General features: G+C 65.6%; 24 protein-coding genes. 16 read left to right on the plus strand and 8 right to left on the minus strand.

Annotated elements, in window-relative coordinates:
* The first annotated feature begins 57 nt into the window (after positions 1–57).
* Positions 58–1,059 carry a zinc-dependent alcohol dehydrogenase family protein gene (locus AC3FKG_RS13160; RefSeq protein ID WP_488743297.1) on the plus strand — a complete coding sequence of 334 codons (1,002 nt, stop codon included), beginning with the start codon at positions 58–60 and terminating at the stop codon, positions 1,057–1,059.
* Between the two features lie 39 nt (positions 1,060–1,098).
* On the opposite strand, the gene AC3FKG_RS13165 is transcribed toward AC3FKG_RS13160, so the two are convergent.
* On the minus strand, positions 1,099–2,109 hold the full coding sequence (locus AC3FKG_RS13165; protein ID WP_488743298.1) for an AraC family transcriptional regulator: 1,011 nt from the start codon (positions 2,107–2,109) through the stop codon (positions 1,099–1,101).
* Between the two features lie 287 nt (positions 2,110–2,396).
* On the opposite strand from AC3FKG_RS13165, the gene AC3FKG_RS13170 reads away from it, so the two are divergent.
* From AC3FKG_RS13170 to AC3FKG_RS13235, 14 genes are all read left to right on the plus strand, one after another.
* A complete protein-coding gene (locus AC3FKG_RS13170; protein ID WP_483713957.1) occupies positions 2,397–3,455 on the plus strand; it encodes a beta-keto acid cleavage family enzyme in 1,059 nt (352 codons plus the stop codon).
* 27 nt (positions 3,456–3,482) lie between these two features.
* Positions 3,483–4,454 carry a quinone oxidoreductase family protein gene (locus AC3FKG_RS13175; protein WP_488743299.1) on the plus strand — a complete coding sequence of 324 codons (972 nt, stop codon included), beginning with the start codon at positions 3,483–3,485 and terminating at the stop codon, positions 4,452–4,454.
* Between the two features lie 131 nt (positions 4,455–4,585).
* Positions 4,586–5,566 (plus strand): tripartite tricarboxylate transporter substrate binding protein, encoded by a 981-nt coding sequence (locus tag AC3FKG_RS13180; protein ID WP_483713959.1) that lies wholly within the window; start codon positions 4,586–4,588, stop codon positions 5,564–5,566.
* A 12-nt stretch (positions 5,567–5,578) separates the two neighbouring features.
* Entirely contained in the window at positions 5,579–6,460 is an 882-nt protein-coding gene (locus tag AC3FKG_RS13185) for a TauD/TfdA dioxygenase family protein (RefSeq protein WP_483713960.1), read from the plus strand.
* 30 nt (positions 6,461–6,490) lie between these two features.
* Complete coding sequence (locus AC3FKG_RS13190; RefSeq protein WP_488743300.1) at positions 6,491–7,084, plus strand: uracil-DNA glycosylase family protein; 594 nt, start codon at positions 6,491–6,493, stop codon at positions 7,082–7,084.
* Positions 7,085–7,193: 109 nt separating this feature from the next.
* Positions 7,194–7,583, plus strand: a complete 390-nt coding sequence (locus tag AC3FKG_RS13195; RefSeq protein WP_488743301.1) for a cupin domain-containing protein — start codon at positions 7,194–7,196, stop codon at positions 7,581–7,583.
* Between the two features lie 86 nt (positions 7,584–7,669).
* Positions 7,670–8,650, plus strand: a complete 981-nt coding sequence (locus AC3FKG_RS13200) for a Bug family tripartite tricarboxylate transporter substrate binding protein (RefSeq protein ID WP_483713964.1) — start codon at positions 7,670–7,672, stop codon at positions 8,648–8,650.
* 20 nt (positions 8,651–8,670) lie between these two features.
* On the plus strand, positions 8,671–9,837 hold the full coding sequence (locus tag AC3FKG_RS13205) for an acyl-CoA dehydrogenase family protein (RefSeq protein WP_488743302.1): 1,167 nt from the start codon (positions 8,671–8,673) through the stop codon (positions 9,835–9,837).
* 13 nt (positions 9,838–9,850) lie between these two features.
* The gene (locus AC3FKG_RS13210; protein WP_488743303.1) at positions 9,851–11,011 is read left to right on the plus strand and encodes a CaiB/BaiF CoA transferase family protein; all 1,161 of its coding nucleotides are present in this window, start codon (positions 9,851–9,853) and stop codon (positions 11,009–11,011) included.
* A gap of 45 nt (positions 11,012–11,056) precedes the next feature.
* Positions 11,057–11,824, plus strand: a complete 768-nt coding sequence (locus tag AC3FKG_RS13215; RefSeq protein WP_483713968.1) for an IclR family transcriptional regulator — start codon at positions 11,057–11,059, stop codon at positions 11,822–11,824.
* Positions 11,825–11,978: 154 nt separating this feature from the next.
* A complete protein-coding gene (locus AC3FKG_RS13220) occupies positions 11,979–12,572 on the plus strand; it encodes a TetR/AcrR family transcriptional regulator (protein ID WP_488743304.1) in 594 nt (197 codons plus the stop codon).
* A 10-nt stretch (positions 12,573–12,582) separates the two neighbouring features.
* Positions 12,583–13,059, plus strand: a complete 477-nt coding sequence (locus tag AC3FKG_RS13225; RefSeq protein WP_483713970.1) for a nuclear transport factor 2 family protein — start codon at positions 12,583–12,585, stop codon at positions 13,057–13,059.
* Positions 13,060–13,240: 181 nt separating this feature from the next.
* Complete coding sequence (locus AC3FKG_RS13230; protein WP_483713971.1) at positions 13,241–13,507, plus strand: PepSY domain-containing protein; 267 nt, start codon at positions 13,241–13,243, stop codon at positions 13,505–13,507.
* A gap of 22 nt (positions 13,508–13,529) precedes the next feature.
* A complete protein-coding gene (locus tag AC3FKG_RS13235) occupies positions 13,530–14,063 on the plus strand; it encodes a cytochrome b/b6 domain-containing protein (RefSeq protein ID WP_483714486.1) in 534 nt (177 codons plus the stop codon).
* Positions 14,064–14,108: 45 nt separating this feature from the next.
* Here the strand turns inward: AC3FKG_RS13235 and AC3FKG_RS13240 are convergent, their stop codons facing one another.
* The 4 genes from AC3FKG_RS13240 to AC3FKG_RS13255 form a co-directional block, all read right to left on the minus strand.
* Positions 14,109–15,713, minus strand: coding sequence for a sensor domain-containing diguanylate cyclase (locus AC3FKG_RS13240; protein ID WP_483713972.1), 1,605 nt, complete (start codon positions 15,711–15,713; stop codon positions 14,109–14,111).
* 61 nt (positions 15,714–15,774) lie between these two features.
* On the minus strand, positions 15,775–16,806 hold the full coding sequence (locus AC3FKG_RS13245; protein ID WP_488743305.1) for a class I fructose-bisphosphate aldolase: 1,032 nt from the start codon (positions 16,804–16,806) through the stop codon (positions 15,775–15,777).
* A gap of 19 nt (positions 16,807–16,825) precedes the next feature.
* Positions 16,826–17,155 (minus strand): DUF3175 domain-containing protein, encoded by a 330-nt coding sequence (locus AC3FKG_RS13250; RefSeq protein WP_483713975.1) that lies wholly within the window; start codon positions 17,153–17,155, stop codon positions 16,826–16,828.
* An 87-nt stretch (positions 17,156–17,242) separates the two neighbouring features.
* On the minus strand, positions 17,243–17,746 hold the full coding sequence (locus AC3FKG_RS13255) for a hypothetical protein (protein ID WP_488743306.1): 504 nt from the start codon (positions 17,744–17,746) through the stop codon (positions 17,243–17,245).
* Positions 17,747–18,020: 274 nt separating this feature from the next.
* Here AC3FKG_RS13255 and AC3FKG_RS13260 point away from each other — a divergent pair, with 274 nt between their 5' ends.
* Entirely contained in the window at positions 18,021–18,203 is a 183-nt protein-coding gene (locus AC3FKG_RS13260) for a hypothetical protein (RefSeq protein WP_483713977.1), read from the plus strand.
* A 74-nt stretch (positions 18,204–18,277) separates the two neighbouring features.
* Here AC3FKG_RS13260 and AC3FKG_RS13265 read toward each other — a convergent pair whose 3' ends face one another.
* The 3 genes from AC3FKG_RS13265 to AC3FKG_RS13275 are packed head-to-tail and all read right to left on the minus strand — an operon-like array spanning position 18,278 to position 22,415.
* A complete protein-coding gene (locus tag AC3FKG_RS13265; RefSeq protein ID WP_488743307.1) occupies positions 18,278–19,162 on the minus strand; it encodes a MipA/OmpV family protein in 885 nt (294 codons plus the stop codon).
* Positions 19,163–19,218: 56 nt separating this feature from the next.
* Positions 19,219–21,429, minus strand: a complete 2,211-nt coding sequence (locus AC3FKG_RS13270) for a xanthine dehydrogenase family protein molybdopterin-binding subunit (RefSeq protein ID WP_488743308.1) — start codon at positions 21,427–21,429, stop codon at positions 19,219–19,221.
* Positions 21,426–22,415: an FAD binding domain-containing protein gene (locus AC3FKG_RS13275; protein WP_488743309.1), complete on the minus strand. Its 990-nt coding sequence runs from the start codon at positions 22,413–22,415 to the stop codon at positions 21,426–21,428. The genes AC3FKG_RS13270 and AC3FKG_RS13275 overlap by 4 nt, the downstream gene beginning before the upstream one ends.

Raw genomic sequence — 22,415 nt, forward strand, 5'->3', positions numbered from 1 at the left:
GTTACGAGCAAGCAGGTTCCGTTGTGAAAGCCTGCGGAGGAAACAACGTTGACCGTCATGAAAGCCGTTTACCTCGATCCACCTGGAGGGCTTGACCGCCTGGTCCTGGGAACCGCCGCAGCGCAGCCGCCTGGAACTGGCGAAGTCACGGTGCGTATTCACGCAAGCTCGCTGAACTATCACGACTTTGGCGTCGTCAGCCGCGGAGTCGGGGACGTGCGGCGCATTCCGATGTCGGATGGCGCAGGGGTCATCACGGAAGTGGGCGCAGGCGTGAAGGGATTCTCGACGGGCGACCGCGTGGTCAGCACGTTCTTCCCGACATGGCTCGATGGTGAGCCTTCCCTGTCCGACTTTGCCACCGTTCCCGGTGATGGCATCGACGGCTTTGCACGGGACATCGTGACGTTGCCCGCAACCGCTTTCACGCATGCGCCCGCTGGCTATAGCCATGCCGAGGCTGCGACGCTGACGACTGCGGGACTGACTGCCTGGCGCGCACTGTTCGTTGACGGCGCGCTCAAGCCCGGAGAAACCGTGCTGGTCCTCGGTACCGGTGGCGTGTCGATCTTCGCGCTCCAGTTTGCCAAGGCCGCAGGTGCCTGCGTGATTGCGACCTCCGGCTCGGACGACAAGCTTGCACGCCTGCGCAGTCTTGGCGCGGACCATGTGATCAACTACCGCGACGACCCCGCGTGGGGCGAGACGGTACGTGCGCTGACCGGCGGCGCCGGCGTGGACCACGTCATTGAAGTGGGTGGTGCTGCGACTCTGGAACAGTCGGTCACCGCGGTACGTACGGGCGGGCACGTGGCCATCATCGGCGTCCTGTCGGGCGCGGATTCGCCGTTCAACGTCAGGATGATCCTGCGCAAGCAGTTGCGGATCACGGGCCTGCTTGTCGGCAGCCGCCGCCACCAGCTCGACATGGTGCGGGCGCTGAACGCCACGGGCATCCGGCCTGTCATCGACCGCCAGTTTCCGCTGCATGAGATCGCCGAGGCGTTTCGCTACCAGGCGGCACAGCGGCATTTCGGCAAGATCGTGCTTGAGCTCTGAGCGCGGCGCGGGAAGGGCGCGCCAGCCAGGGCTTGCAGCTCACTTCGTTCTTGCCGGCCTGCTGTTGCGCCACTGCGTCGGCGTCATCTCGAACTGCGCAGCGAACCAGCGCACGAACGAGCCATAAGTGGAGTAGCCAAGCGATTCGGCAATGCGTCCGAGCGAGTCGCTTCGGTTTTCCATGTAGTGGATAACGAGATCGCGCCGCACGCCGGTGACCATGTCCGAGAAGACCTTCCCGGCGCCTTCGAGCTGGCGCTGCAGGGTACGCACGTTCATCCCCAGGCCCTGGGCAACCTGCTCGATCGTCGCGCGCCCTGCCGGCAGCATCAGGTAGATTGCCTTGCGTACCTCGAGCACGATTGACGGCTCGTTGGCCCCTGGCAGACCTGCAAGCAGGCGTTGCGCATGGCGTGCCATGACAGGGTCGGCAATGGGATTGGGCAAGTCCAGGTCGGCAGCGCGGCAGAGCAGGCCGTTGAAAGCGCTTGCGAACTCAAGCTTTCCCCCGAAGATGCGGCGGTGCAGCCGCAGATCATCGGGAGCGTCATGGGTGAAATGAACGCCAATCGGTTGCCAGGACGTGCCGATCAGGGTGCTGCACAGACGTGAAAGCGTGCCCAGTGCCAGCTCGACCGACTGCACGGTCGGTCCCGCTTCATCCGCGACGACGTCCTCCCGCACGATGACCTTCCCGCGTGTTTCCTCGATGCGGATGACCAGGAACTCATTCATCAGGTGCCGATACTGAACCATGGTTCCAAGCGCGTCCCGCAGCGTTTTCTGATGCGTGAGCAACACGCTGACGACACCGAGGTCGGACAGTTGCCACAGGTCGGCCATGCGCAGCCCGAATGTCGGGCATTGCGCGAGTCGCGCTGACGCTTCCAGCAAGGTCACGGCCGCACTTCCTGAAATCCAGTGGTCCGGATCCGCAAGCATCTCGCTGCTCAACCCAAGCTTGCGCAGCAACGGCCGCGGTTCCAGCTTCAGTTGCTGTGCAACCTTCAAATAGTGCGTCAGTACGCCAGTGCGAATCAGTGTGCCCATTGCCGCTCCCTTATCCGGGTTTCCCCGGAACCATTATTCCGGGGAAACCCGAAGGCTTCGACATTCTGTCACGAAATGAGACACGAATGTCGTGAAATGAGAGGATACGGCCGCCCCGGGATTACTAGACTGATCGCGTAAATCGACGACCGGCGGAACCCGATGGCAGCCCCTCGGAACAAGCTCCTGGTCGGCTTCGCCGTAACGGGCGGCATTCACATATCCGGCCCGGCCGGCGCAACTCGCTGCAACGCCAATCAATAAATCCCTTATCAAGGAGAAGAGCAATGCAATTCCTGGACGATTCGCTGCACCCGGAAAACATGGACAAGGTCGTCATCACCGTGGCCCCGTATGGCCCCGAGTGGATGCCTGAGGATTTCCCGGAAGACATCCCGGTGACCATGGAAGAGCAGATCCAGAAGGCGGTGGATTGCTATGAAGCCGGCGCCAGCGTGCTGCACCTGCACGTGCGCGAGCCGGATGGCAAGGGCTCCAAGCGCCTGTCCATGTTCAACGAACTGATCGCCGGCGTGCGCAAGGCGGTGCCGGACATGATCATCCAGGTCGGCGGCTCGATCTCGTTCGCACCGGAAGACGAAGGCCAGGCGGCGAAATGGCTCGATGATGACACGCGTCACGCGCTGGCAGACCTCGACCCCAAGCCGGACCAGGTGACGGTAGCACTCAACACCATCCAGATGAACATCATGGAGTTGATCTATCCGGAGTTCTACGAGAGCACGCACATGGCCAACCCGGCCGTCTACGACGCGTACCGGGAAATGATCGTTCCGGCCGGTCCGGCCTGGGCGGAAGAGCACCTGCGCCGCCTGCAGGAGGCCGGCATCCAGCCGCACTTCCAGCTGGTCGGCATGCATGCGCTCGAAACGCTGGACCGCATGGTGCGCAGAGGCCTCTACAAGGGCCCGCTGAACCTGACCTGCATCGGCATCGGCGGTGGCCACCACGGACCGCATCCGTACAACCTGTTCGACTTTATCCAGCGTGCGCCGGATGGCTGCACCATCACCGCCGAGTCGTTGTTCAAGAACGTACTGCCGTGGAACACGATGGCGCTGGCAATGGGCATGCACGTGCGCTGCGGCATCGAGGACACCCTCATCGACCAGCACGGCAATCGCTTCACCTCGGTGCAGCAGATTCAGCAGATCGTGCGTATCGCCAAGGAACTGGGCCGCGAAATCGCCAATGGCAAGGAAGCGCGTGAAATTTACCGCATTGGTACCTGGTACAGCGATGTCGATGAAACCCTGGCCGCCAACGGTATGACGCCGAACCGCAAGCCTGGTGTCAAGAACGTGCCGCTGCGCAACGCCGCCTGAGCCGGCCAAGTTTGCAGGAGACAAAGCATGGCAAAGGCAATTCGATTTCACGAAACAGGCAGCGCTGATGTCCTCAAGCTTGAGTCCGTGGAGGTGGGCGATCCCGGCCCGGGGCAGGCTCGCGTACGCCATACCTATATCGCCGTCAACTTCATCGACATCTATTTCCGCACTGGCCACTATCCGCTGGAACTGCCTAACGGACTGGGCTCCGACGCCGTTGGTGTCGTCGAGGCGGTGGGGCCGGGCGTGACGGACGTCCGCGTGGGCGACCGCGTGGGCTACCTGCTCGGCCCGCAGGGCGCCTACTCGGATGTGCGCGTCATGCCCGCCGAGTGGCTGATCCCTCTGCCGGACGGCGTCTCTGACCGCGTTGCCTCCACGCTCATCATGAAGGGGATGACGGCGCAATACCTGTTTCGCCAGGTCTATCCGCTCACGGGCGGCGAGACCATCCTCTATCACGCCGCGGCCGGCGGCGTGGGACTGATCGCCTGCCAGTGGGCACGCGCGCTTGGCGTGAACATGATCGGCACGGTCAGCACCGACGAGAAGGCGGAACTGGCCAGGGCCAGCGGCTGCTCGCACGTCATCGTCACCTCGCGCGAGAACATCGTCGAGCGCGTGATGGAATTCACCGACGGCAAGAAGGTCCCGGTGGTGTTCGATTCGGTCGGCAAGTCGACGCTGGACGCGTCGCTCTCCTGCCTGCAGGTGCGCGGCACGCTGGTCAGCAACGGCACGACTTCCGGCCCCGTCGAGATCGACAGCCGCACGCTTGCGGCGAAAGGCTCGCTGTGGGTCACGCGTCCGGCCATGGTGCACTACGCCACGCCGCGCTCGCACATGCTCGCCATGGCCAACGAGGTGTTCGACATGGTGATGGCCGGAAAGATCACCAGCGAGCCGAAGCAGCAGTTTGCACTGGAGGACGCCGCGCAGGCCCATCGCGCGCTGGAGAACCGGCAGACGAGCGGCGCGACGGTACTGGTGCCTTAAGGCGAGGCTGCTGTTCCAGCGGATGCAGTGCTGACGCAATCCAACCGGCAGGCGCCTCGCTCACCTGGCAAGGCGCCTGCTTCCAACAAGGCAAGTGCACATTGCCGGAAGTTCCGAAACGGAGACTAGAGATGTCGAATCGACCTGCCTTCCCGCGCGCGCGCCGCGTTGCCGCCGCGACGATCCTGGCGCTTGCCATGCCTGCCGCCATGGCGTGGACCAGCAAACCGGTGCGGGTGCTGGTGCCCGCACCGGCCGGCGGCACGATGGATGTGATGGCCCGCATGCTGTCCGAGCAACTCACGGCGGACCTGGGGCAGCCGGTGATCGTCGACAACAAGCCCGGAGCCGGCGGCGCCATCGCGATCGGCGCAATGCTGGCGGCGCCGCCCGACGGGCAGACCATACTGGTGTCGGCGACCAATGTGCTGGCGGAAATCCCGCACGTGATGAAGGTGCCCTACGATCCGATGAAGGACGTGAAACCGGTTGCAGCCGTGGCCAGATCGACGCTGCTGCTCGTCAGTGCGCCCAGCCTGCCGGCGAAGGACCTGCCGGGGCTGATCAGCTATGCGAAGGCGCATCGGGGCACCCTGAGCTTCGCCACCTATGGCCCGGGCACGGCTTCGCAGTACGCCGGCATGATCATGAACCAGAAGGCCGGCATGGACCTCCAGAACGTTCCGTTCCCTGGATCGCCGCCGGCCCTGACGCAGGTGATGGGCGGGCAGATCGCCGTGATGTATGACGGCATGGTGACCTCGCTGCCGTATCTCAAGGCAGGCAAGCTGAAAGCCTATGCCGTGGCAGGGAAGCAGCGGTCGCCGCTGCTTCCGCAGGTGCCCACGTTCGCCGAGCTCGGTTATCCGGAAGTCGACTTCAGCAACTGGTCCGGCGTGTTCGTGTCGTCCAGGATGCCGGCGGAGCTGACCGAGAAGATCCAGGCCGCGGTCTACAAGGCAGCCTCGAGGGCCAGTGTGCAGGAACGGATTGCCGCGCTCGGGTTCGAGCCGCTGCCGCCTCAAAGCATTGGCCAGCTCAGCCACGATCTGCGCGCCGATTTCGAGCGGAATGCCGGAATCGTGAAGACCTTCCATATCCAGCCGGAATGACACCGATCGACCATGCGAGTTGAACAACTTACCTGCGCAATCGGCGCGGAACTCATTGGGGTCAGCCTGGCCGATGCGATCCATGACGACGGCCTGTTCGCCGGCATCCGCGAAGCGCTGCTCCGGCATCGCGTCCTGTTCCTGCGCGACCAGGACATCACGGCCGCGCAGCACGTGGCCTTTGCGCGCCGCTTCGGGGACCTGGAGGATCACCCCGTGACGGGTAGCGACCCGGAGAACCCGGGGCTGGTGCAGATCTACAAGACGCCCGAGAACCCGCCGGATCGTTACGAGAACGCCTGGCACACGGATGCCACCTGGCGCGAAGCACCGCCGCTCGGCGCCGTCCTGCGGTGCCGGGAGTGCCCGCCCTTCGGGGGCGACACCATGTGGGCCAACATGGCGCTGGCGTACGAAAACCTGCCGGCCCACGTCAAGGAGCAGGTCGCCGACCTGCGGGCGCGCCACAGCATCGAGGCGAGTTTTGGCGCCGCCATGCCGATCGAAAAGCGCCTGGCGTTGAAGAGTCAGTTCCCCGACGCGGAGCACCCGGTGGTGCGAACCCATCCGGAGACTGGCGAAAAGGTGCTGTTCGTCAATGGCTTCACCACGCACTTCACCAACTTCCACACGCCGGCACGCGTGCGCTTCGGGCAGGACCACAACCCCGGCGGCGCCGACCTGCTGCGCTACCTCGTGACGCAGGCATACATCCCCGAGTACCAGGTCCGCTGGCGCTGGAAGAAGAACAGCGTGGCGATCTGGGACAACCGGTCGACCCAGCATTACGCCGTCATGGACTATCCGCCGTGCCACCGGCGGATGGACCGCGCAACGATCATCGGAGACCGTCCCTTCGGATCGGTGGTGGGCGCAGGTGCGGGACTACACTGAAACTCCCGACCGAAACCCCGCCGCGCCACATTGCCTGCCAACCCCCGTTCCCCGCTCGACATCCTCCTCAACGACATCACCGGCTGCCGCGCCTGCGACTTGCCGTTCGGACCGCGCCCGGTGGTGCGTGCCGCCGCCAGCGCGCGCGTGCTGATCGTCGGCCAGGCGCCCGGACGGCGCGTGCATGAAACCGGCATCCCATGGAACGATCCGTCCGGCGACCAGTTGCGCGCGTGGCTGAACATGACGCGCGACGAGTTCTATGACGCCAGCCGGGTGGCGATCGTGCCGATGGGGTTCTGCTACCCCGGCAAGGGCGCCAGTGGCGACCTGCCGCCCCGGCCCGAGTGCGCGCCGCTCTGGCATGCGCAGTTGCTTGCGACCCTGCCGCATATCCGGCTGACACTTCTGATCGGCCGCTACGCACAGGCGTATTACCTGCGGGACAACGCCAGGCCGACGCTGACCGAAACGGTCGCGGCCTACGCCGATTACTTGCCGCAATTCCTGCCCTTGCCGCACCCGAGCCCGCGCAACCGGCTCTGGCTGCGGCGCAACCCATGGTTCGAGACCGACGTGGTGCCGCGGCTGCGGCAGCTGGTCGCCATGGCGCTGGAGAACTGAGCGCAGTATCCGGCACCGGTGTAAACCCGATATCGGGCCCCATCGGGCTTGCCTCGTAAATTCATGGTGATAAACTTAAATTCACAGAAATGAATTAGAGACACGCAACATGCCGCAGCCTCCCGTCTACTTCGTTTCCACCGAGGACACCCCGGGCTATCACCCGGCCAACCACACCGGCACGCTCAACCGACGTCTTATTTCCCCCGAGACGGTCGGCGCGCGCCACCTGGAAGTGCTGCACGGCACGATCGAGCAAGGCAAGGGCGCACTGCCGCACGCGCACCCCGGCATCGAGCAGGTCGTCTACGTGCTGGAAGGCCGCGCCATTGCGGAAGTCGGCGGCCAGCGCAAGGAGATGGGGCCGGGCGATTGCTGCTTTTTCCCGCCGGACACCATGCACATCTTCACCGTCGTGAGCGACAAGCCCGCCAAGATCCTCGTGATCTATTCCCCGCCTTACGAAGAATCCCCGGAGCGCGTCGTGCGGCCCGCATAGCGCCGCGCGCCCAGCTTCCGATTTACCCGTCCGGCAGCCGGCGCCACAGACCGGCACGGACACGCTGAAAACAGGAGACCAGCATCGTGAAGTTCGCAAAACAGGCTTTGCTCACCCTGGCGGTGGGCTGTGGTGCCGCCATGGCGATGATTTCCCCGGCGGGCGCGGCCGATCCATTCCCGTCCAAGCCGCTGCGGCTGGTGGTGCCGTTTGCCGCGGGCAGCGGCACGGATGCCGTCGCGCGCCTGACGGCCAAGTACCTTGGCGAAGCACTCAAGCAGCCGGTGGTGGTCGACAACCGGCCCGGCGCCAACGGCACCATTGCCGCGGAGTTCGTGGCCAAGGCGCCGGCGGACGGCTACACGCTGTTCATGACCACCAACACCACGCATTCGGCCAACCCGTCGCTGATGAAGCAACTGCGCTATGACCCGGTGAAGGATTTCACGCCGGTCTCGCGCATGGGCAACCTGCCGTTCATGCTGGTGGTCAGCCCGTCGCTGCCGGTCAAGACGCTGCCGGAATTCGTCGCCTATGCCAAGGCGCACCCGGGCATGTCGTATGCGAGCGGCAACAGCACCGGCATCGTGGCTGGCGCGACGATGTCGAAGATGGCCGGGCTGAAGATGCTGCACGTGCCGTACAAGAGCACGCCTCCGGCCATGACCGACGTGATCGGCGGGCAAGTGCAGGTGATGTTCGTTGACTTCGCGGCCGGCATCGCCAACGTCAGGGCCGGCAAGCTGCATGCGCTGGCCGTGACCACCGCGCAGCGCAGCGCGCTGCTGCCTGACTTGCCGCCGCTGGCGAGCGAGCCGGAATTCAAGGGCTTTGACATTACGTCGTGGAATGGGGTGTTTGCGCCGGCCGGCACGCCCGCACCGGTGGTCGAGCGCCTGAACCACGAGCTGGTTGCGATTGCGTCCAACAAGCAATACGCGCCGCAATTCCACGCTTTCGGCTTCGAACCGTTCGGCAGCACGCCGGGCGAACTGGGCCAGTTCGTGGTGGCGGAATTGCAGAAATGGTCGCGGCTGGTGAAGGATGCCGGCATCCAGGCCGAATAAAAAACAGAAGGAACACCAATATGAATTTCGATCTCTCCGCCGAACAGCAGTCGATCGTCGAAGCCGTGCAGCAGGTCTGCACGCAGTTCGACATGGAGTACTGGAACAAGCTCGACGTCTCCCACACCTATCCGCACGAGTTCTACAAGAGCCTGTGCGAAGGCGGCTGGCTGGGCGTGGCCATGCCGGAGCAGTATGGCGGCGCGGGGCTGGGCATCCTGGAAGCGGCGCTGGTCATGCAGACCATCTCCGAGTCCGGCGCGGGCATGAGCGGTGCGTCGGCGGTGCACATGAACGTGTTCGGGCTGAACCCGGTGGTGGTGTTCGGCACCGACGAGCAGAAGGCGCGCTTCCTGCCGCCGCTGATCGCCGGCAAGGAGAAGGCCTGCTTCGGCGTGACCGAGCCCGACGCGGGCCTGGATACCACAAAGCTCAAGACCTACGCGCGCAAGGTGGAGGGCGGCTATTCGGTGACGGGCCGCAAGATCTGGATCTCCACCGCGCAGGTGGCCGACCGCATGCTCCTGCTGGCGCGCACCACGCCGCTGGAAGCGGTGAAGAAGCCGACCGAAGGCCTGTCGCTGTTCTACACGAAGGTGGACCGCAGCAAGATCGAGATCCGCGAGATCGACAAGATGGGCCGCTCGGCCGTCGATACCAACATGCTGTTCATCGACGACCTGTTCATCCCCGATGAAGACCGCATCGGCGAGGAAGGGCGAGGCTTCGAGTACATCCTGCATGGCCTGAACCCGGAGCGCATCCTGATTGCGGCCGAAGCCATCGGCCTGGGCCGCGCGGCGCTCGCCATTGCCACGCAGTACGCGAAGGAGCGCGTGGTGTTCGGCCGGCCCATCGGCGTGAACCAGGGCGTGCAGCATCCGCTCGCGCAGGCGTGGATGCAGCTCGAAGCGGCCAACCTGATGATGCTCAAGGCCGCCGCGCGCTACGACGCGGGCCAGTCCTGCGGCGCCGAGGCCAACACCGCCAAGTACCTTGCGGCCGAAGCCGGGCACAACGCCTGCCAGACCGCCATCCTGACGCTGGGCGGCATGGGCTATTCGCGCGAATACCGCGTCGAGCGGCTGCTGCGCGAGTCGTATATCCCGCGCATCGCTCCGGTCAGCCCGCAACTCATCATGTGCTTCATTGCGGAGCGCGTGCTGGGCCTGCCAAAGTCGTACTGAGCGGGAGCCAGCGATGACGATGCAAAACGCGGAAGCGGCAAAGGCAACCGGTCCGCTGGCAGGCGTGCGCGTGGTCGACATGACCTCGGTCGGCATGGGGCCGTATGCCACGCAGATCCTCGCCGACATGGGCGCCGAAGTGATCAAGGTGGAGGCGCCGGCCGGCGATGTCTTCCGCCATGCGGAGCCGGCGCTGCACGCGGGCATGGGCGCCACCTTCCTGAACCTGAACCGCAACAAGCAGTTCGTGGTGCTGGACGTGAAGCGCGCGCAAGACCTGGCGCGGCTGAAGGACCTGATCGCCGGGGCCGACGTGTTCATCTCCAACGTGCGTCCGCAATCGCTGCGCAAGCTGGGGCTGGATTATGAGTCGCTGCGCGCTTCCAACGCGCGCCTGATCTACTGCGGTGCCTATGGCTACTCGGAAACGGGCCCGTATGCCGGCATGCCCGCGTTCGACGACATCATCCAGGCACGCAGCGGCCTGGCGCAGTTCCAGGGCGCCAACAGCACCGAGGGTCCGCAGTACGTCAACACCATCCTGGCCGACAAGGTCGCCGGCCTGACGGTGGCCTATGCCATCCCGATGGCGCTGTACGAGCGCGAGCGCTCGGGGCAGGGGCAGGCCATCGAGGTGCCGATGTTCGAGACGCTGGTGTCGTTCCTGGCGCCTGAACAACTGGCCGGCCAGACGTTCGTGCCCGGGCAGGGCGCGTGCGGCTATCCGCGCGTGATGTCGCCGCACCGCAAGCCTTACCGCACGCAGGACGGCTATATCGCGTTGCTGCCGTACACCACGCCGCAATGGGCGCGTTTCTTCGCGCTCTCCGGTCACCCGGAACTGGCGCGGGACCCGCGCTACCTCGACCCGGCCGCGCGCAGCGCCAATATCGACGAGCTGTATGCGACGCTGGCCGATATCGTGAGCCGCAAGACCACGGCGCAGTGGCTCGCATTGCTGGCAGGCGCCGATATCCCGCACAGCGAAGTGCCGGCGTTCGAAGAGGTGATGGAGGACCCGCACCTGCGCGCCACCGGCATGGTGTTCGAGTACGAGCATCCGAGCGAAGGTCGCCTGCGCGGCATCGGCATCCCGACGCGTTTCTCGCGCACGCCCGGCAATATCCGCACGTGGGCGCAGCCGCTGCCGCCGGCGTCGTCGGACGACGCCTGAAGACGCGTACAATCCGCGCACGGCAAGGCTGACAGGAACAGGGAGATGGCGGAATCCGAGACGGGCGACAAGGCAGGGCAGGCCAGCGTGAAGACGGCGCTGCGCGTGATCGAGATCATGGAGATCTATGCGCGCGAAGGCCGCTCGCTCACGCTGACGGAACTGGCGAAACTGCTCGGCGCGCCGATGTCGAGCTGCCTCGGCCTGATCCGCACGCTGGCATCGCTCGGCTATCTCTACGAGACTGGCCGGCGGCAGGGCTATTACCCGACCAGCCGCCTGCTCAGCATCGCCCAGCGCATCTCGCGCAACGACCCGTTGCTGGAGCGCGTGCAGCCCGTGCTGGAAGCGCTGCGCGATGCCACGGGCGAAACCGTCATCTTCGGCAAGCTGCAGGATGACGGGCGCGTGCTTTATCTCGACGTGCGCGAGTCGCAGAACCCGGTGCGCTACATTGCCACGCCCGGTGAACTGCGCGATGTGCATATCAATTCGATCGGACGCGCGATCCTCGGAGTCATGCCGGGGCCGGCGCGGGACGTGGTACTGGCGAAGGTCTCGTTCGAGCCCCGCACGGCGCGCACCGTGGCCTCGCGCGCAGCCCTGGAGCAAGACATCGCGCAGTGGCGGCAGCAGGGCTGGTATCCCAACTTCGGCGAGTCGTTCCCCGACCTGGGGGCGATCGCGGTGCCGGTGGAGATCGGCGGCGTGGTGTACGGAATGTCCGTAGCGGGGCCGATCCATCGCGTCGAATCCAGCGTCGCGCCGATCGTCGACGCGCTGCGCAGCGGACAGGCTTCGCTGCAGGGATAAACCAGTAGCCGCACCTCGGCCCACGGCGCGTTCGCGCGAGCGGCGGATGCGCTTCATGCCAGGGCCCCCGCGAGCAAGGCTTGACCTTGGAGAACGATCGTTCTACTATCCTGCATACGGAGAACGATCGTTCTCAAGCAAGCAGGAAGACCCTATGTCCGACGACTCCTCCACGCAATCCAGGCTGCTAGAGGCCACCGAGCAACTGGTCTATTCCGGCGGCATCCATGCCACAGGCATGGACGCCATCGTCAAGGCGTCGGGCGTGGCCCGCAAGAGCATCTACCGGCTCTATCCGACCAAGGAAGCACTGGTCGCGGCTGCGTTGCTGAACCGCGATGCGCGCTGGATGGCGTGGTTTATCCGTTCGACGCCGCCTACGGACGATCCGTTTGACAGGGTGATGTCCGTTTTCCCGGCGCTGCGGCTATGGTTCGAATCCGACGGATTTCACGGCTGTGCCTTCATCAATGCCGCGGGCGAGATCGAAGATCCGGACAGCGAGATCCGCGCCGTTTCCCGCCTCCACAAGCAACGGCTGCTCGACTATCTCGATGTACTGGCGCAGGACTGCGGCCTGCCCGATCCGCGCGAGACCGCGCGCCAGCTGCTGGTCCTGATCGACGGGGCCACCGCTGTCGCCATGGTCAGTGGCGACGCCAGTGCCGCCGACAGCGCCGGCAGGGCCGCGGCCCTGCTGCTCGAATCTTCCCGGTCCGGAAACGGGCCATCTCCCTTCCACCATTGAGGTGCTGCCAATGTCCAATGCTGAAACCCGTCCGCCGCTGCCGCCGTTCACGCGCGAAACTGCCATCGAGAAAGTCCGTCTTGCGGAAGATGGCTGGAACACGCGCGATGCCGCGAAGGTATCGCTTGCCTATAGCGCCGATACCCGCTGGCGCAACCGCGCCGAATTCGCCAATGGCCGCGACGAGGCACGCGGTTTCCTGGAACGCAAATGGAAGAAGGAACTGGACTACCGCCTCATCAAGGAGTTGTGGGCCTTCGGCGGCAACCGTATCGCGGTGCGTTACGCCTATGAGTGGCACGACGACTCGGGCAACTGGTTTCGCTCGTATGGCAACGAGAACTGGGAGTTCGGTGACGACGGCCTGATGGTCAACCGTTACGCCAGCATCAATGACATGCCGATCAAGGAGGCGGAACGCAAGTTCCGCTGGCCACTCGGCCGTCGTCCGGATGATCATCCGGGGCTGTCGGACCTCGGGCTCTGATGGAGCTCCGCGCCGCCTGGGGGTCACCGCCATCGCCCCGGGCGGGCGCCTTGGATGGGAGGGGAAGCTACGCAAATGGCGGCGCGAGGCAATGTGGGGAAATCCGAATTTGAGAATGGTTCCCGTTTAGCGGTACGATCTGACAATTGCCCGATCCGGGCGACCCTGACGGAGACTTCCCATGCTGAAAATCATCGCCTTTGCCGCGGCCGCCGCGCTGTCTACCGGTGCGCTGGCCAGCGCCAAATGCGTGGCCCATCCCAAGACCGAATGGATGACGGAGACCGACGCGCGCGCCAAGATCGAAGCGCAGGGCTATGTCATCAAGAAATTCAAGGTGGACGGCAACTGCTACGAGATCTACGGCACCACCAAGGACGGCAAGAAGGCCGAGATCTACTTCGACACCAAGACCCTGGACATCGTGAAGTCCGAGATTGGAAAGTAATCCCCTCCGGCTCGCTGCCACCATGCCGGACACCGCATCGGTCCGTGTCTGGGACGTGATCGTCCGCATCACGCACTGGAGCGTGGCCGCGATCGTCTTCTGGGACCTGATCGAAGATTCCGGCGGCCGCCTGCATCGCGTGCTCGGCTATGTGGCTGCCGGTCTCGTACTGTTGCGCATGGTCTGGGGCCTCGTCGGCAGCGAACACGCGCGCTTCCGCGCCTGGGTGCCGCGGCCGGCTGGGGTGCTGGCCTACAGCAAGGCGCTGGTGCAGCGCCGCGCGCCGCGATTCCTCAGCCACACGCCGCTCGGCGCAGTCATGATGCTGCTGATGTGGGCGCTGATCCTGGCGCTGGCCGTTACCGGATGGATGTCGCGGCTCGATGCGCTGTGGGGCGAGGACTGGCCGATCGACCTCCACGCCGCGCTCGCGGACATGCTGACCGGGTTGGTCATCGTGCATGTGCTGGCTGCGATCGTCTTCAGCGTGGCCGGCAGGGAGAACCTGGTGCTGGCCATGGTGACCGGTCGCAAGCGGAAGAATCCCCGCGATTAGCGCACGGGCCTGGCTGGATACCGGGCCCAGGGCGATTCCAGGGGCTTATTGCGCTACCGTCACGCGATCGCGGCCGGCTTGCTTGGACTGATAGAGTGCCTGGTCGGATCGGGTCACGGCGGCATGGATGCCATCGCTGGCTTCCAGTTCGCCCGGCGTCGTCTGGGCGACGCCGAAGCTGGCAGTGAAGCGGATGATCTGGCCGTTGAATTTCACCTCCTGAGCACCGAAGGCAACGCGAATGCGCTCCGCGATTTGCGCCGCCTCGTCCAGAGCGGTCTGAGGCAGGGCCACGACGAATTCTTCGCCCCCGAACCGGGCAACGATATCACCATCGCGCAGCATGCCGCGAACAGTCTGTGACACGCGCTGAAGTACAACGTCGCCGGCGTCGTGCCCGTATGTGTCGTTGATATTCTTGAACCGGTCCAGATCAAATGACAGGACGCTCAGTGGTTGTCCCTGGCGCCGAGCCAGGTTGCATGCGCCCCGCGCCCACTCGTCGAAATGCCGTCGGTTGGCGAGGTCAGTCAGCGGATCAAAGCGGGCCTGGCGCGCGAGGCGTTCGCGCTGCACGAAGTTGGCGTGGGCATAATGCAGCAGCATCCACTGCAACACTGCCATCACGGCAAACGCGGCAGTGGCAAGAACGGTGCGAAGATACCACCCACGAAGATAGTCGTGCTCCGCAGCGGCGACCAGGACCACCCATCTGTGACCGTTGATGTTGAGGAAGACCCCCAGGCGATTCACTCCGTCGAACGGCGACACATAGTGGTGCGCCTGCAACGCGGTATCGCTTGCATATCCCATCAGGTGTTGGGCGGACGGCGTGTCGGACGCTGGCGTTCCGATGCGGGCAAGGAGCTGGCCACTGTCGCGATCGACCACAACCACAACACCCCCGGGGCCGAGATAAAGGCCTCTCTTTTCCAGGTCGGCGAACTGGCGCTGGAGAGAGGCAGAATTGAGAAAGCCAATCACGCCACCAAGGTTCTGGCCCAGGCTATCACGCACAGAACTGTAGATGAAGAAGCCCCTGAAATTCGGGTCGGTGCCATCGCCGCGCCAGAAACGCAGCCGTTCGTTCGCATCATCGCGGGTTAGGCCACTGAACTGAGGGCGGTCTCGAAATGTTGCGCGGCCGAGAATGGATGAATCCAACGCTTGCTCAAAGGGAAACAGGCTGCTCTTCGCGACGAAATCCCCGTCCGGATTGGTGACAATCACCGCATCCAGCCAGTCCTTCTTCAATTCCTGTAACAAGTACCCCTGAGAAGCTTGCGGGGCGACAATATGATTCAGCAATAGCGCGCTGCCGATGCCGCGGAGCTGAAAACGCATGGCATCCATACTGGTTTCGAAGTTCTGCGACGCCAGCAGGGCCGTGTTGCGCAGCACTCGCACCACGTCGTCCTCGATTCTTGCACGCTCGAGAGCAAGGTAGCCACCGATGAATATCGCCTGGAGCAGCAGGAACAACGCCAGCAGGCCGCGCTTGATGTTAAGGCTCAGGTGCCTTTGCCCATAGTCGAACAGGCGCAGCAGCGAAAAAGGTGGCTGTTCTCGCATAAGGAACATGTGGTTGACTTGAAGGGTGCATCCGGCGAGCGAACGGAATGGGGCTTCCTTGTCGATCGGAAGCCCCACGGACCAGAGGACGCGTGCGGTTCAACAGGCGAGCGGGTTGCGAATGCAGGACGCACCCGGATCAGCCTACCTTCCCCATCGATTCCTGCATCGCATCATACTGCCCCAGGCACGCCTTGCCATTCAGCAGCGAGCGCTTCAGCAGCGCCTGCTGCGCCTGCCCGGCGTTGGCGGCCTGCCCGCCCCACGCGGCCAGTGGCGGCTCCTGCAGCGCGCGCCCATAGGAAAAGCTCAGCGGCCACGGCAGCGGGCCGAGCCGGTTCATGGCATCGAGGTTCGCCGTCGCCTGTTCGGGCGTCTGTCCGCCCGAGAGAAAGAAGATGCCAGGCACCGCGGCGGGCACCGTGCGCTTGAGCACGCGCACGGTTTCGCTGGCCACATCCTGCACGGCCGCCTGCTGCGCGCACTTCTTGCCGGCAATCACCATGCTAGGCTTGAGCACCATGTGTTCGAACACCACGCCATAGCGATGCAGCGCATGGAACACCGCGTGCAGCACGCGTTCGGTTACGGCCGCACAGCGCGCCATGCTGTGGTCGCCGTCCATCAGCACCTCCGGCTCGACGATCGGCACGATGCCCGATGCCTGGCAGATGGCCGCATACGCGGCCAGCACCTGCGCGTTGGCCTGCACCGCAAGCGTGCCGGGCAAGGTGTCCGAGACATTGATCACCGCGCGCCATTTGGCAAAGCGCGCGCCCTGCTGGCGGTAGGTCTCCAGCCGCTTCGGCAAGCCGTCGAGCCCTTCGGTGATCTCGTCTCCCGGCGCATTCACCAGGGGCACCTTGCCCTTGTCGACCTTGATGCCGGGCACGATGCCCTGGCGCGCGCACAGTTCGGGCAGGGGCGTGCCATCGTCGGCGCGCTGGCCGAGCGTTTCCTCGTACAGGATCACGCCGCTGATATGCGCGCCGAGGCCCGGCGTCGATAACAGCAGGCTGCGCCACGCACGGCGGTTCTCTTCATTGGATTCCACGCCGATCGTGGCGAAGCGCTTGGCAATGGTCGGGCCGCTTTCATCGGCCGCGAGCAATCCCTTGCCTGGCTGCACCATCGCCTTCACCGTGGCCTGCAGTTCGCTTGCGGTATCCATGGCATCTCCTGGAGTGCGTTCACGGCGCGCGCCCGAAGGCCTCGCGCAGCTTGCCCTTGGCACGCTGCAGGACGGCCAGCTGCGATTTGGGCAGATTGCGGCCCGCGCGGTTGATATAGAAATTGAGCATCGACATGGCCGACTGGAACGCCGTGCCCTTGCGCCGGCGGCTGTGTTCCGCCGAGCGCTTGAGCGAAGCGGCGATTTCCTTCGGGTCGGTATGCTTGAAGAGATCTGGTTGCAGGTCGAGCGCGTCACTGTGCTCGCTGACCTGCTTTGACCAGCGTCGCGCATGGCGGCCGTGGCGGCGCTGCTTGCCGGACTGGCGCGTGGATCTGGCTGCGGGCACTGGGTCTCCCCGAAACGCTGGTGTCACTCTCAGACTAGGCGATTTGGGGAGCGGTGTGGGGGCCTGGACGTTGCCTTGCCGCGAGGTCTAGCCCATGATCAGCCCGGCCAAGGCGGCCTTCTCATCGCTGCTGAACTTGCGCGTAGCCTGGGCAAGGTCGGCGCTGACGCTGTTCATGGCCGAGGTCAGCGCACCGACTTCGGCCCGTAGCGCTTCGATGCGCATGCGGCGCTGCTCGGCGTTGCCCGTGGTGCTGTTGCTCAGTTCCTGCAGTTCCTGGGCCTTCTGCTCAAGCTTCTCGCGCAGTTCACGCAGGCGCTTGACCAGCTTTTTCACGTTGTCGGGCAGGCTGCTGTCGTCGATGTCGCTGTCCCTGGCGGCTGACTTGCCAGCCGCGTGCCCGGAAGCCAGGGCGCTGCCGGGCATGGAAATCCTGACATCGGCGCTGGGCTGCGCCGTGGCGCTGCCCGTCGTGTTGCCGGCCGCATTGGCGGCGTTCGCGGGATCAGCGGAAAGGTCTTCTGCCGTGGCACTGGCCTCCATGGAGAGGGAGGCAGGCGGGCTTGCCATGGTGGCTTCGATCATGCTCATGAGGCGCTCCTGTTGACGGACAGCGGGTTGCCGCACGCCACGCCGGGGGCAACGTAGGTACGAGGGTAAAAAGTCTACGCGGGGGATTTCACCGTTATCGGCAGCAGATTGCCAGCTTTAAGTCACATCCATAGAACATTGCGGCAGCGCAAGGAAGTCCGATGGACTGAAATATTCCGTTACACACATCCGTCGATGGACCGTCAACAGTGCGCCGCGGGTCGACGTTTTCACAATCAGCGCGCAACACCGCGCGTCCATCCGGAGACCGACAATGAAGAAAGCACTTGCCATCCTGACCCTGGGCCTGTTTGCCGCTGGTGCGTATGCGCAAGCGCCGGCTGCCGCGCCGGAGTCGAAGGAACCCGCCAAGGTGGAGAAGAGCACCCACAAGGAGAAGACCCACGCTCACAAGCACGCGAAGAAGCCTGCCGCCGACAAGGCAGCAGCGCAATAAGTGCCCGGCTGATGGGTTTGCCGCGCGGCGCGGCCTCGGCAGGAGGCCCGCCGCGTCTTTTCTTGCCGCGCCGCTCAGAACTGGTAGTTGATCGACAGATCGAAGGCTCCGCCAGTCGAACTCTGCGTCAGCGGACTGCGCTTCGCATCGCCCACGAGCTGTACGATTGACACGTCGCTGCTGGCGAACCAATGCTTGTCGAAGAACCAGACCGCGCTGAGGCCGAAGCCGTAGGAACGCACGCCGCCAGCGGGGTTGAACTGCGGGCGACCGGCCCGCGCCTGTGACGCGCTCACGCCGTACCAGGCATTCATGTAGCGCGAGTCCGCGAGCGTCAGCGTCGGGCCCGCGAACCAGTAGAACTTCTCGGAGCTGCCCGGCAGCGGCATGTAGGCGCCGATATCGCCGATCCAGCCGTCCGAGCCGCCCATGCTGCGCCGCGCGTCGACGCGCATCACCAGCGGAAACTCCTTGGACACGGCGTATTCCGCAAAGAGCTTGGCTTCCGGCGCCGGGTTGATGTTCTTCATGCCGTCCAGCAGCGGCGAATTCTCCTCGGCGCGCCGGCCCAGGTTGTAGGTCAGCGCAATCCCTGCCCGGTAGTTCTTGCCGCGCAGGACGTTGACGCCGAAGCCTTCGCCGATCGAGGCGAACGCGATATCGCGATAGCGGATATCGATGCTGGGCCCGGCGATCACGATGTATTTCGACGAGCCGTCATAGCGCGGGCGCAGCATTGCCGCGGCGCCGAGGCGGACTTCCCATTCCGGAATCGTGTCTTCGTACAGCTTTTCAAGCGGTATGCCGACCGAGAATTGCCATTCGGCCAGTGGGGCCGGTGTCTGGGCCCAGGCCGGAGCCGACGCGCAGGCGGACAGCGCGAACAGCCACGGCCGTACCGCGCGCGGCACAAGCGCGCGCAAGCCGCCCCGCGGCCCGAGGGTTTCCAGCTCTGCCAATGGTTTCTCCCGTTGATTCATTTATTCGTTGGTTGTTCTTGCAGGCGCATGGCCGCTCAGGTCATCAACTTGTCGACCGTCATCGGCAGGTCGCGCAGGCGCCGGCCGGTGGCGTGATACACCGCGTTGGCCACCGCCGCGGCCACGCCGACAATGCCGATCTCGCCGATGCCCTTGGTGCCGAGCGGGTTGATATGCGGATCATCCTCGTCCAGCACGACGATGTCGATAGCGACGATATCGGCATTGACGGGCACATGGTACTCGGCCAGGTTGGCATTGGCGATGCGGCCGCTGGCCGGGTCCAGTTCGGCCTGCTCGTGCAGCGCCATGCTGATGCCCCATACGATACCGCCCATGAGCTGGCTGTGAGCGGTTTTCCGGTTCAGCAGCCGGCCCACGCCGTAGGTCGCCACGATCCGCTGCACGCGGATCTCGCCGAGATCGGGATCGACGTGGACTTCGGCGAACACGGCGCCGAAGCTGTGCATCGAGAACGCCTTGCGCTCGTCGCCGGGCCGCGCGGTCACGCGGGCTTCGACAGGCTGCCCGCCACGGCGCGCGATCGGCGCCGCGATCGGCTCGCGCCGCGACGGGTCGGAGCGGCGCAGCAGCCAGCCATCGACGATATCCACGTCCTCGGGCGACGCCCCGGCAAGCGGCGACGCCCGGTCGGCGACCGCCAGCTTCACCAGTTCCAGCCGCGCCGCCGCGCAGGCGGCCTGCACCGCGGGCGACACGCTGGCGACGGACTGCGAGCCGCCCGACACGGGGGCTTCGGGGAAATTGGTGTCTCCCAGTTCAAAGCGCACCTTGTCCGGCGGCAGGCCGAGCGCGTCGGCGGACACCTGCGTCATCACGGTGAAGGTGCCGGTGCCCAGGTCCTGCGAACCGGACTGGACCAGCGCGGTGCCGTCCGGCAGGATGCGCGCGAGCGCGCTGGCGGCCGAGCGATTGGCCGGATAGGTCGTGGTGGCCATGCCCATGCCCACCAGCCGGCCCTCGGCCCGCATGGAGCGCGGCGCGGGATTGCGATGCGCCCAGCCAAAGCGCTCGGCCGCGTCGCGGTAGCATTCGCGCAGCGACTTGCTCGAGAACGGCAGTCCCTTGCCGGGGTCCGTGTCCGCGTAATTGCGCAGGCGCAGCGCGACGGGATCCATGCCCAGCTTGTAGGCCAGTTCGTCCATCGCACACTCCAGCGCGAAGCTGCCCGAGGCCTCGCCCGGCGCGCGCATGAACGTGGGCGTGCCGACATTGAGCTTGAGCAGCCGGTGACTGGTCTGCTGGTTCGGCACGGCATACAGCATCCGTGTAAGCAGCGCGCACGGCTCCAGCCAGTCTTCCATGAACGAGGTGCTGGCCACGACCTCGTGGCGCATGCCCGTGAGCGTGCCGTCGGCCCGCGCTGCCAGCACGACATGCTGCTCGGTGTGGGGCCGCCCGCCGACCGGGCCGAACATCTGCGGGCGCTCCAGCACGAGCTTGACCGGATGTCCGGTCTCGCGTGCGGCCATCGCCGCCAGCACCACGTGCGACCACGTCGAACCCTTGCAGCCGAAGCCGCCGCCGACGACGGGGCAGACCACGCGCACCTGCGCGGGCGGTACGCCCAGCGTCTTGGCAACGGTCTTGCGCACGCCGCTGACGTACTGGGTGGCGTCGTACAGCGTGAGCATGTCGCCTTGCCAGGCCGCCACGGTGGCGTGCGGCTCCATCGGGTTGTGGTTCTCGAACGGCGTGGAATAGGTGGCATTGATCGTCGCCGCCGCACCTTCCGCGCCCGACAGGCTGCCGCGCGTGGTATCCGCCGGCTCATCCTTGGCCTGTTTCGGCTTGTAGGCGCCCGCACGCGCCGCGGCGAAATCCAGCGCTGGCCGCCGCGCGCGATAGCGGATGACGAGATGCGCGGCGGCATCGCGCGCCTGTTCCAGCGTGTCGGCGATGACGACGGCCACGGGCTGGTTGTTGTAGTGGACGACCGGGTCCTGCAGCAGGTTCAGCACGCGCCCGGCCGGCGGGGTGCCCGATGCGGCCTTGCCGTGTTCCGGCAGCCGCGGCGCGTTGAACGGCGTCATCACCTTGCGTACGCCCGGCATGCGCTCGGCCATGGCGGTGTCCATGGCCGCGATCTCGCCGCTGGCGATGGTGCTGGTCACCAGCACGGCATGCAGCAGGCCCGGCAGCGGATGGTCCGCGGCGTAGCGCGCCTGCCCGGTTACCTTGAGAATGCCGTCCGTGCGGTCAAGCGGGGCGCCAATCACGCTCATGTGGTGTCTCCTGCGGCAATGCCAAGCGCCCGGACGATGGCGCGTTGCGCCAGTGCAAGCTTGTAGGTGTTCTGGGGAAGCGGCCGGGCGCCGTCCAGCAGCAGCCGGGCCGCCTCGCCGGCGCTGCCCGCATCGATCGGTCTTCCGACCAGGACCTGCTCGGCCGCCGGGACGCGCCAGGGCTTGTGCGCGACGCCGCCGAGCGCCAGCCGCGCGGTGCGTACCGTGCCGCCGTCGAGCTCCAGCGCGGCGGCCACCGACACCAGCGCGAACGCGTAGCTGGCGCGGTCACGGACCTTGAGGTAATGGCAATGCGCCGCGAGACGCGATGGCGGCAGGTCCACCGCGATGATCATTTCCCCGGGCTTCAGCGTCGTGTCGAACTGCGGCGCGGTGCCCGGCAGGCGGTGGAAATCGGCCAGCGCGATGCGGCGCTCGCCAGCCTCGCCGCGCACTACCACCACGGCCTCCAACGCGGCCAGCGCCACGCTCATGTCGGACGGATTCACGGCTACGCATTGCTCGCTTGCGCCAAGGATGGCGTGCGTGCGATGCACGCCTTGCAGCGCCCCGCAACCCGAGCCGGGCGCCCGCTTGTTGCAGGCGCTGAAGCCGGTGTCGTAGAAATAATGGCAGCGCGTGCGCTGCATCAGGTTGCCGCCGACCGTCGCCATATTGCGCAACTGGCCCGAAGCTCCGGCCAGCAGTGCCTGCGACAGCAGCGGGTAGCGCTCGCGGATCAGTGTGTGGTTGGCGGTGTCGGTGTTGCTGGCCGTGGCGCCGATGCGCACGCCGCCATCGGGCAGCGACTCGATCGTTGCGAGCGGAAGCCAGCCGACATCGACCAGGTGCAGCGGCTGCTCGACGCCGGCCTTGGCCAGGTCGAGCAGGTTGGTGCCGCCGCCGATGTAGCGCGTGCCCGGCTGGCGCCCGAGCTGCAGCGCTTCTTCAACGGTGGTGGCGCGGTGGTAGGTGAACGGGATCAT

This window comes from Cupriavidus sp. 22TCCZM04-2 (genome assembly GCF_057798895.1).

Coding starts and splice junctions, on each gene's coding strand:
- AC3FKG_RS13180 (WP_483713959.1), top strand. CDS start 4,586: ATGTCGAATCGACCTGCCTTCCCGCGCGCGCGCCGCGTTGCCGCCGCG.
- AC3FKG_RS13275 (WP_488743309.1), bottom strand. CDS start 22,415: ATGATCCCGTTCACCTACCACCGCGCCACCACCGTTGAAGAAGCGCTG.
- AC3FKG_RS13185 (WP_483713960.1), top strand. CDS start 5,579: ATGCGAGTTGAACAACTTACCTGCGCAATCGGCGCGGAACTCATTGGG.
- AC3FKG_RS13210 (WP_488743303.1), top strand. CDS start 9,851: ATGACGATGCAAAACGCGGAAGCGGCAAAGGCAACCGGTCCGCTGGCA.
- AC3FKG_RS13245 (WP_488743305.1), bottom strand. CDS start 16,806: ATGGATACCGCAAGCGAACTGCAGGCCACGGTGAAGGCGATGGTGCAG.
- AC3FKG_RS13160 (WP_488743297.1), top strand. CDS start 58: ATGAAAGCCGTTTACCTCGATCCACCTGGAGGGCTTGACCGCCTGGTC.
- AC3FKG_RS13170 (WP_483713957.1), top strand. CDS start 2,397: ATGCAATTCCTGGACGATTCGCTGCACCCGGAAAACATGGACAAGGTC.
- AC3FKG_RS13175 (WP_488743299.1), top strand. CDS start 3,483: ATGGCAAAGGCAATTCGATTTCACGAAACAGGCAGCGCTGATGTCCTC.
- AC3FKG_RS13165 (WP_488743298.1), bottom strand. CDS start 2,109: ATGGGCACACTGATTCGCACTGGCGTACTGACGCACTATTTGAAGGTT.
- AC3FKG_RS13195 (WP_488743301.1), top strand. CDS start 7,194: ATGCCGCAGCCTCCCGTCTACTTCGTTTCCACCGAGGACACCCCGGGC.
- AC3FKG_RS13260 (WP_483713977.1), top strand. CDS start 18,021: ATGAAGAAAGCACTTGCCATCCTGACCCTGGGCCTGTTTGCCGCTGGT.
- AC3FKG_RS13235 (WP_483714486.1), top strand. CDS start 13,530: ATGCCGGACACCGCATCGGTCCGTGTCTGGGACGTGATCGTCCGCATC.
- AC3FKG_RS13255 (WP_488743306.1), bottom strand. CDS start 17,746: ATGAGCATGATCGAAGCCACCATGGCAAGCCCGCCTGCCTCCCTCTCC.
- AC3FKG_RS13205 (WP_488743302.1), top strand. CDS start 8,671: ATGAATTTCGATCTCTCCGCCGAACAGCAGTCGATCGTCGAAGCCGTG.
- AC3FKG_RS13270 (WP_488743308.1), bottom strand. CDS start 21,429: ATGAGCGTGATTGGCGCCCCGCTTGACCGCACGGACGGCATTCTCAAG.
- AC3FKG_RS13225 (WP_483713970.1), top strand. CDS start 12,583: ATGTCCAATGCTGAAACCCGTCCGCCGCTGCCGCCGTTCACGCGCGAA.
- AC3FKG_RS13230 (WP_483713971.1), top strand. CDS start 13,241: ATGCTGAAAATCATCGCCTTTGCCGCGGCCGCCGCGCTGTCTACCGGT.
- AC3FKG_RS13215 (WP_483713968.1), top strand. CDS start 11,057: ATGGCGGAATCCGAGACGGGCGACAAGGCAGGGCAGGCCAGCGTGAAG.
- AC3FKG_RS13220 (WP_488743304.1), top strand. CDS start 11,979: ATGTCCGACGACTCCTCCACGCAATCCAGGCTGCTAGAGGCCACCGAG.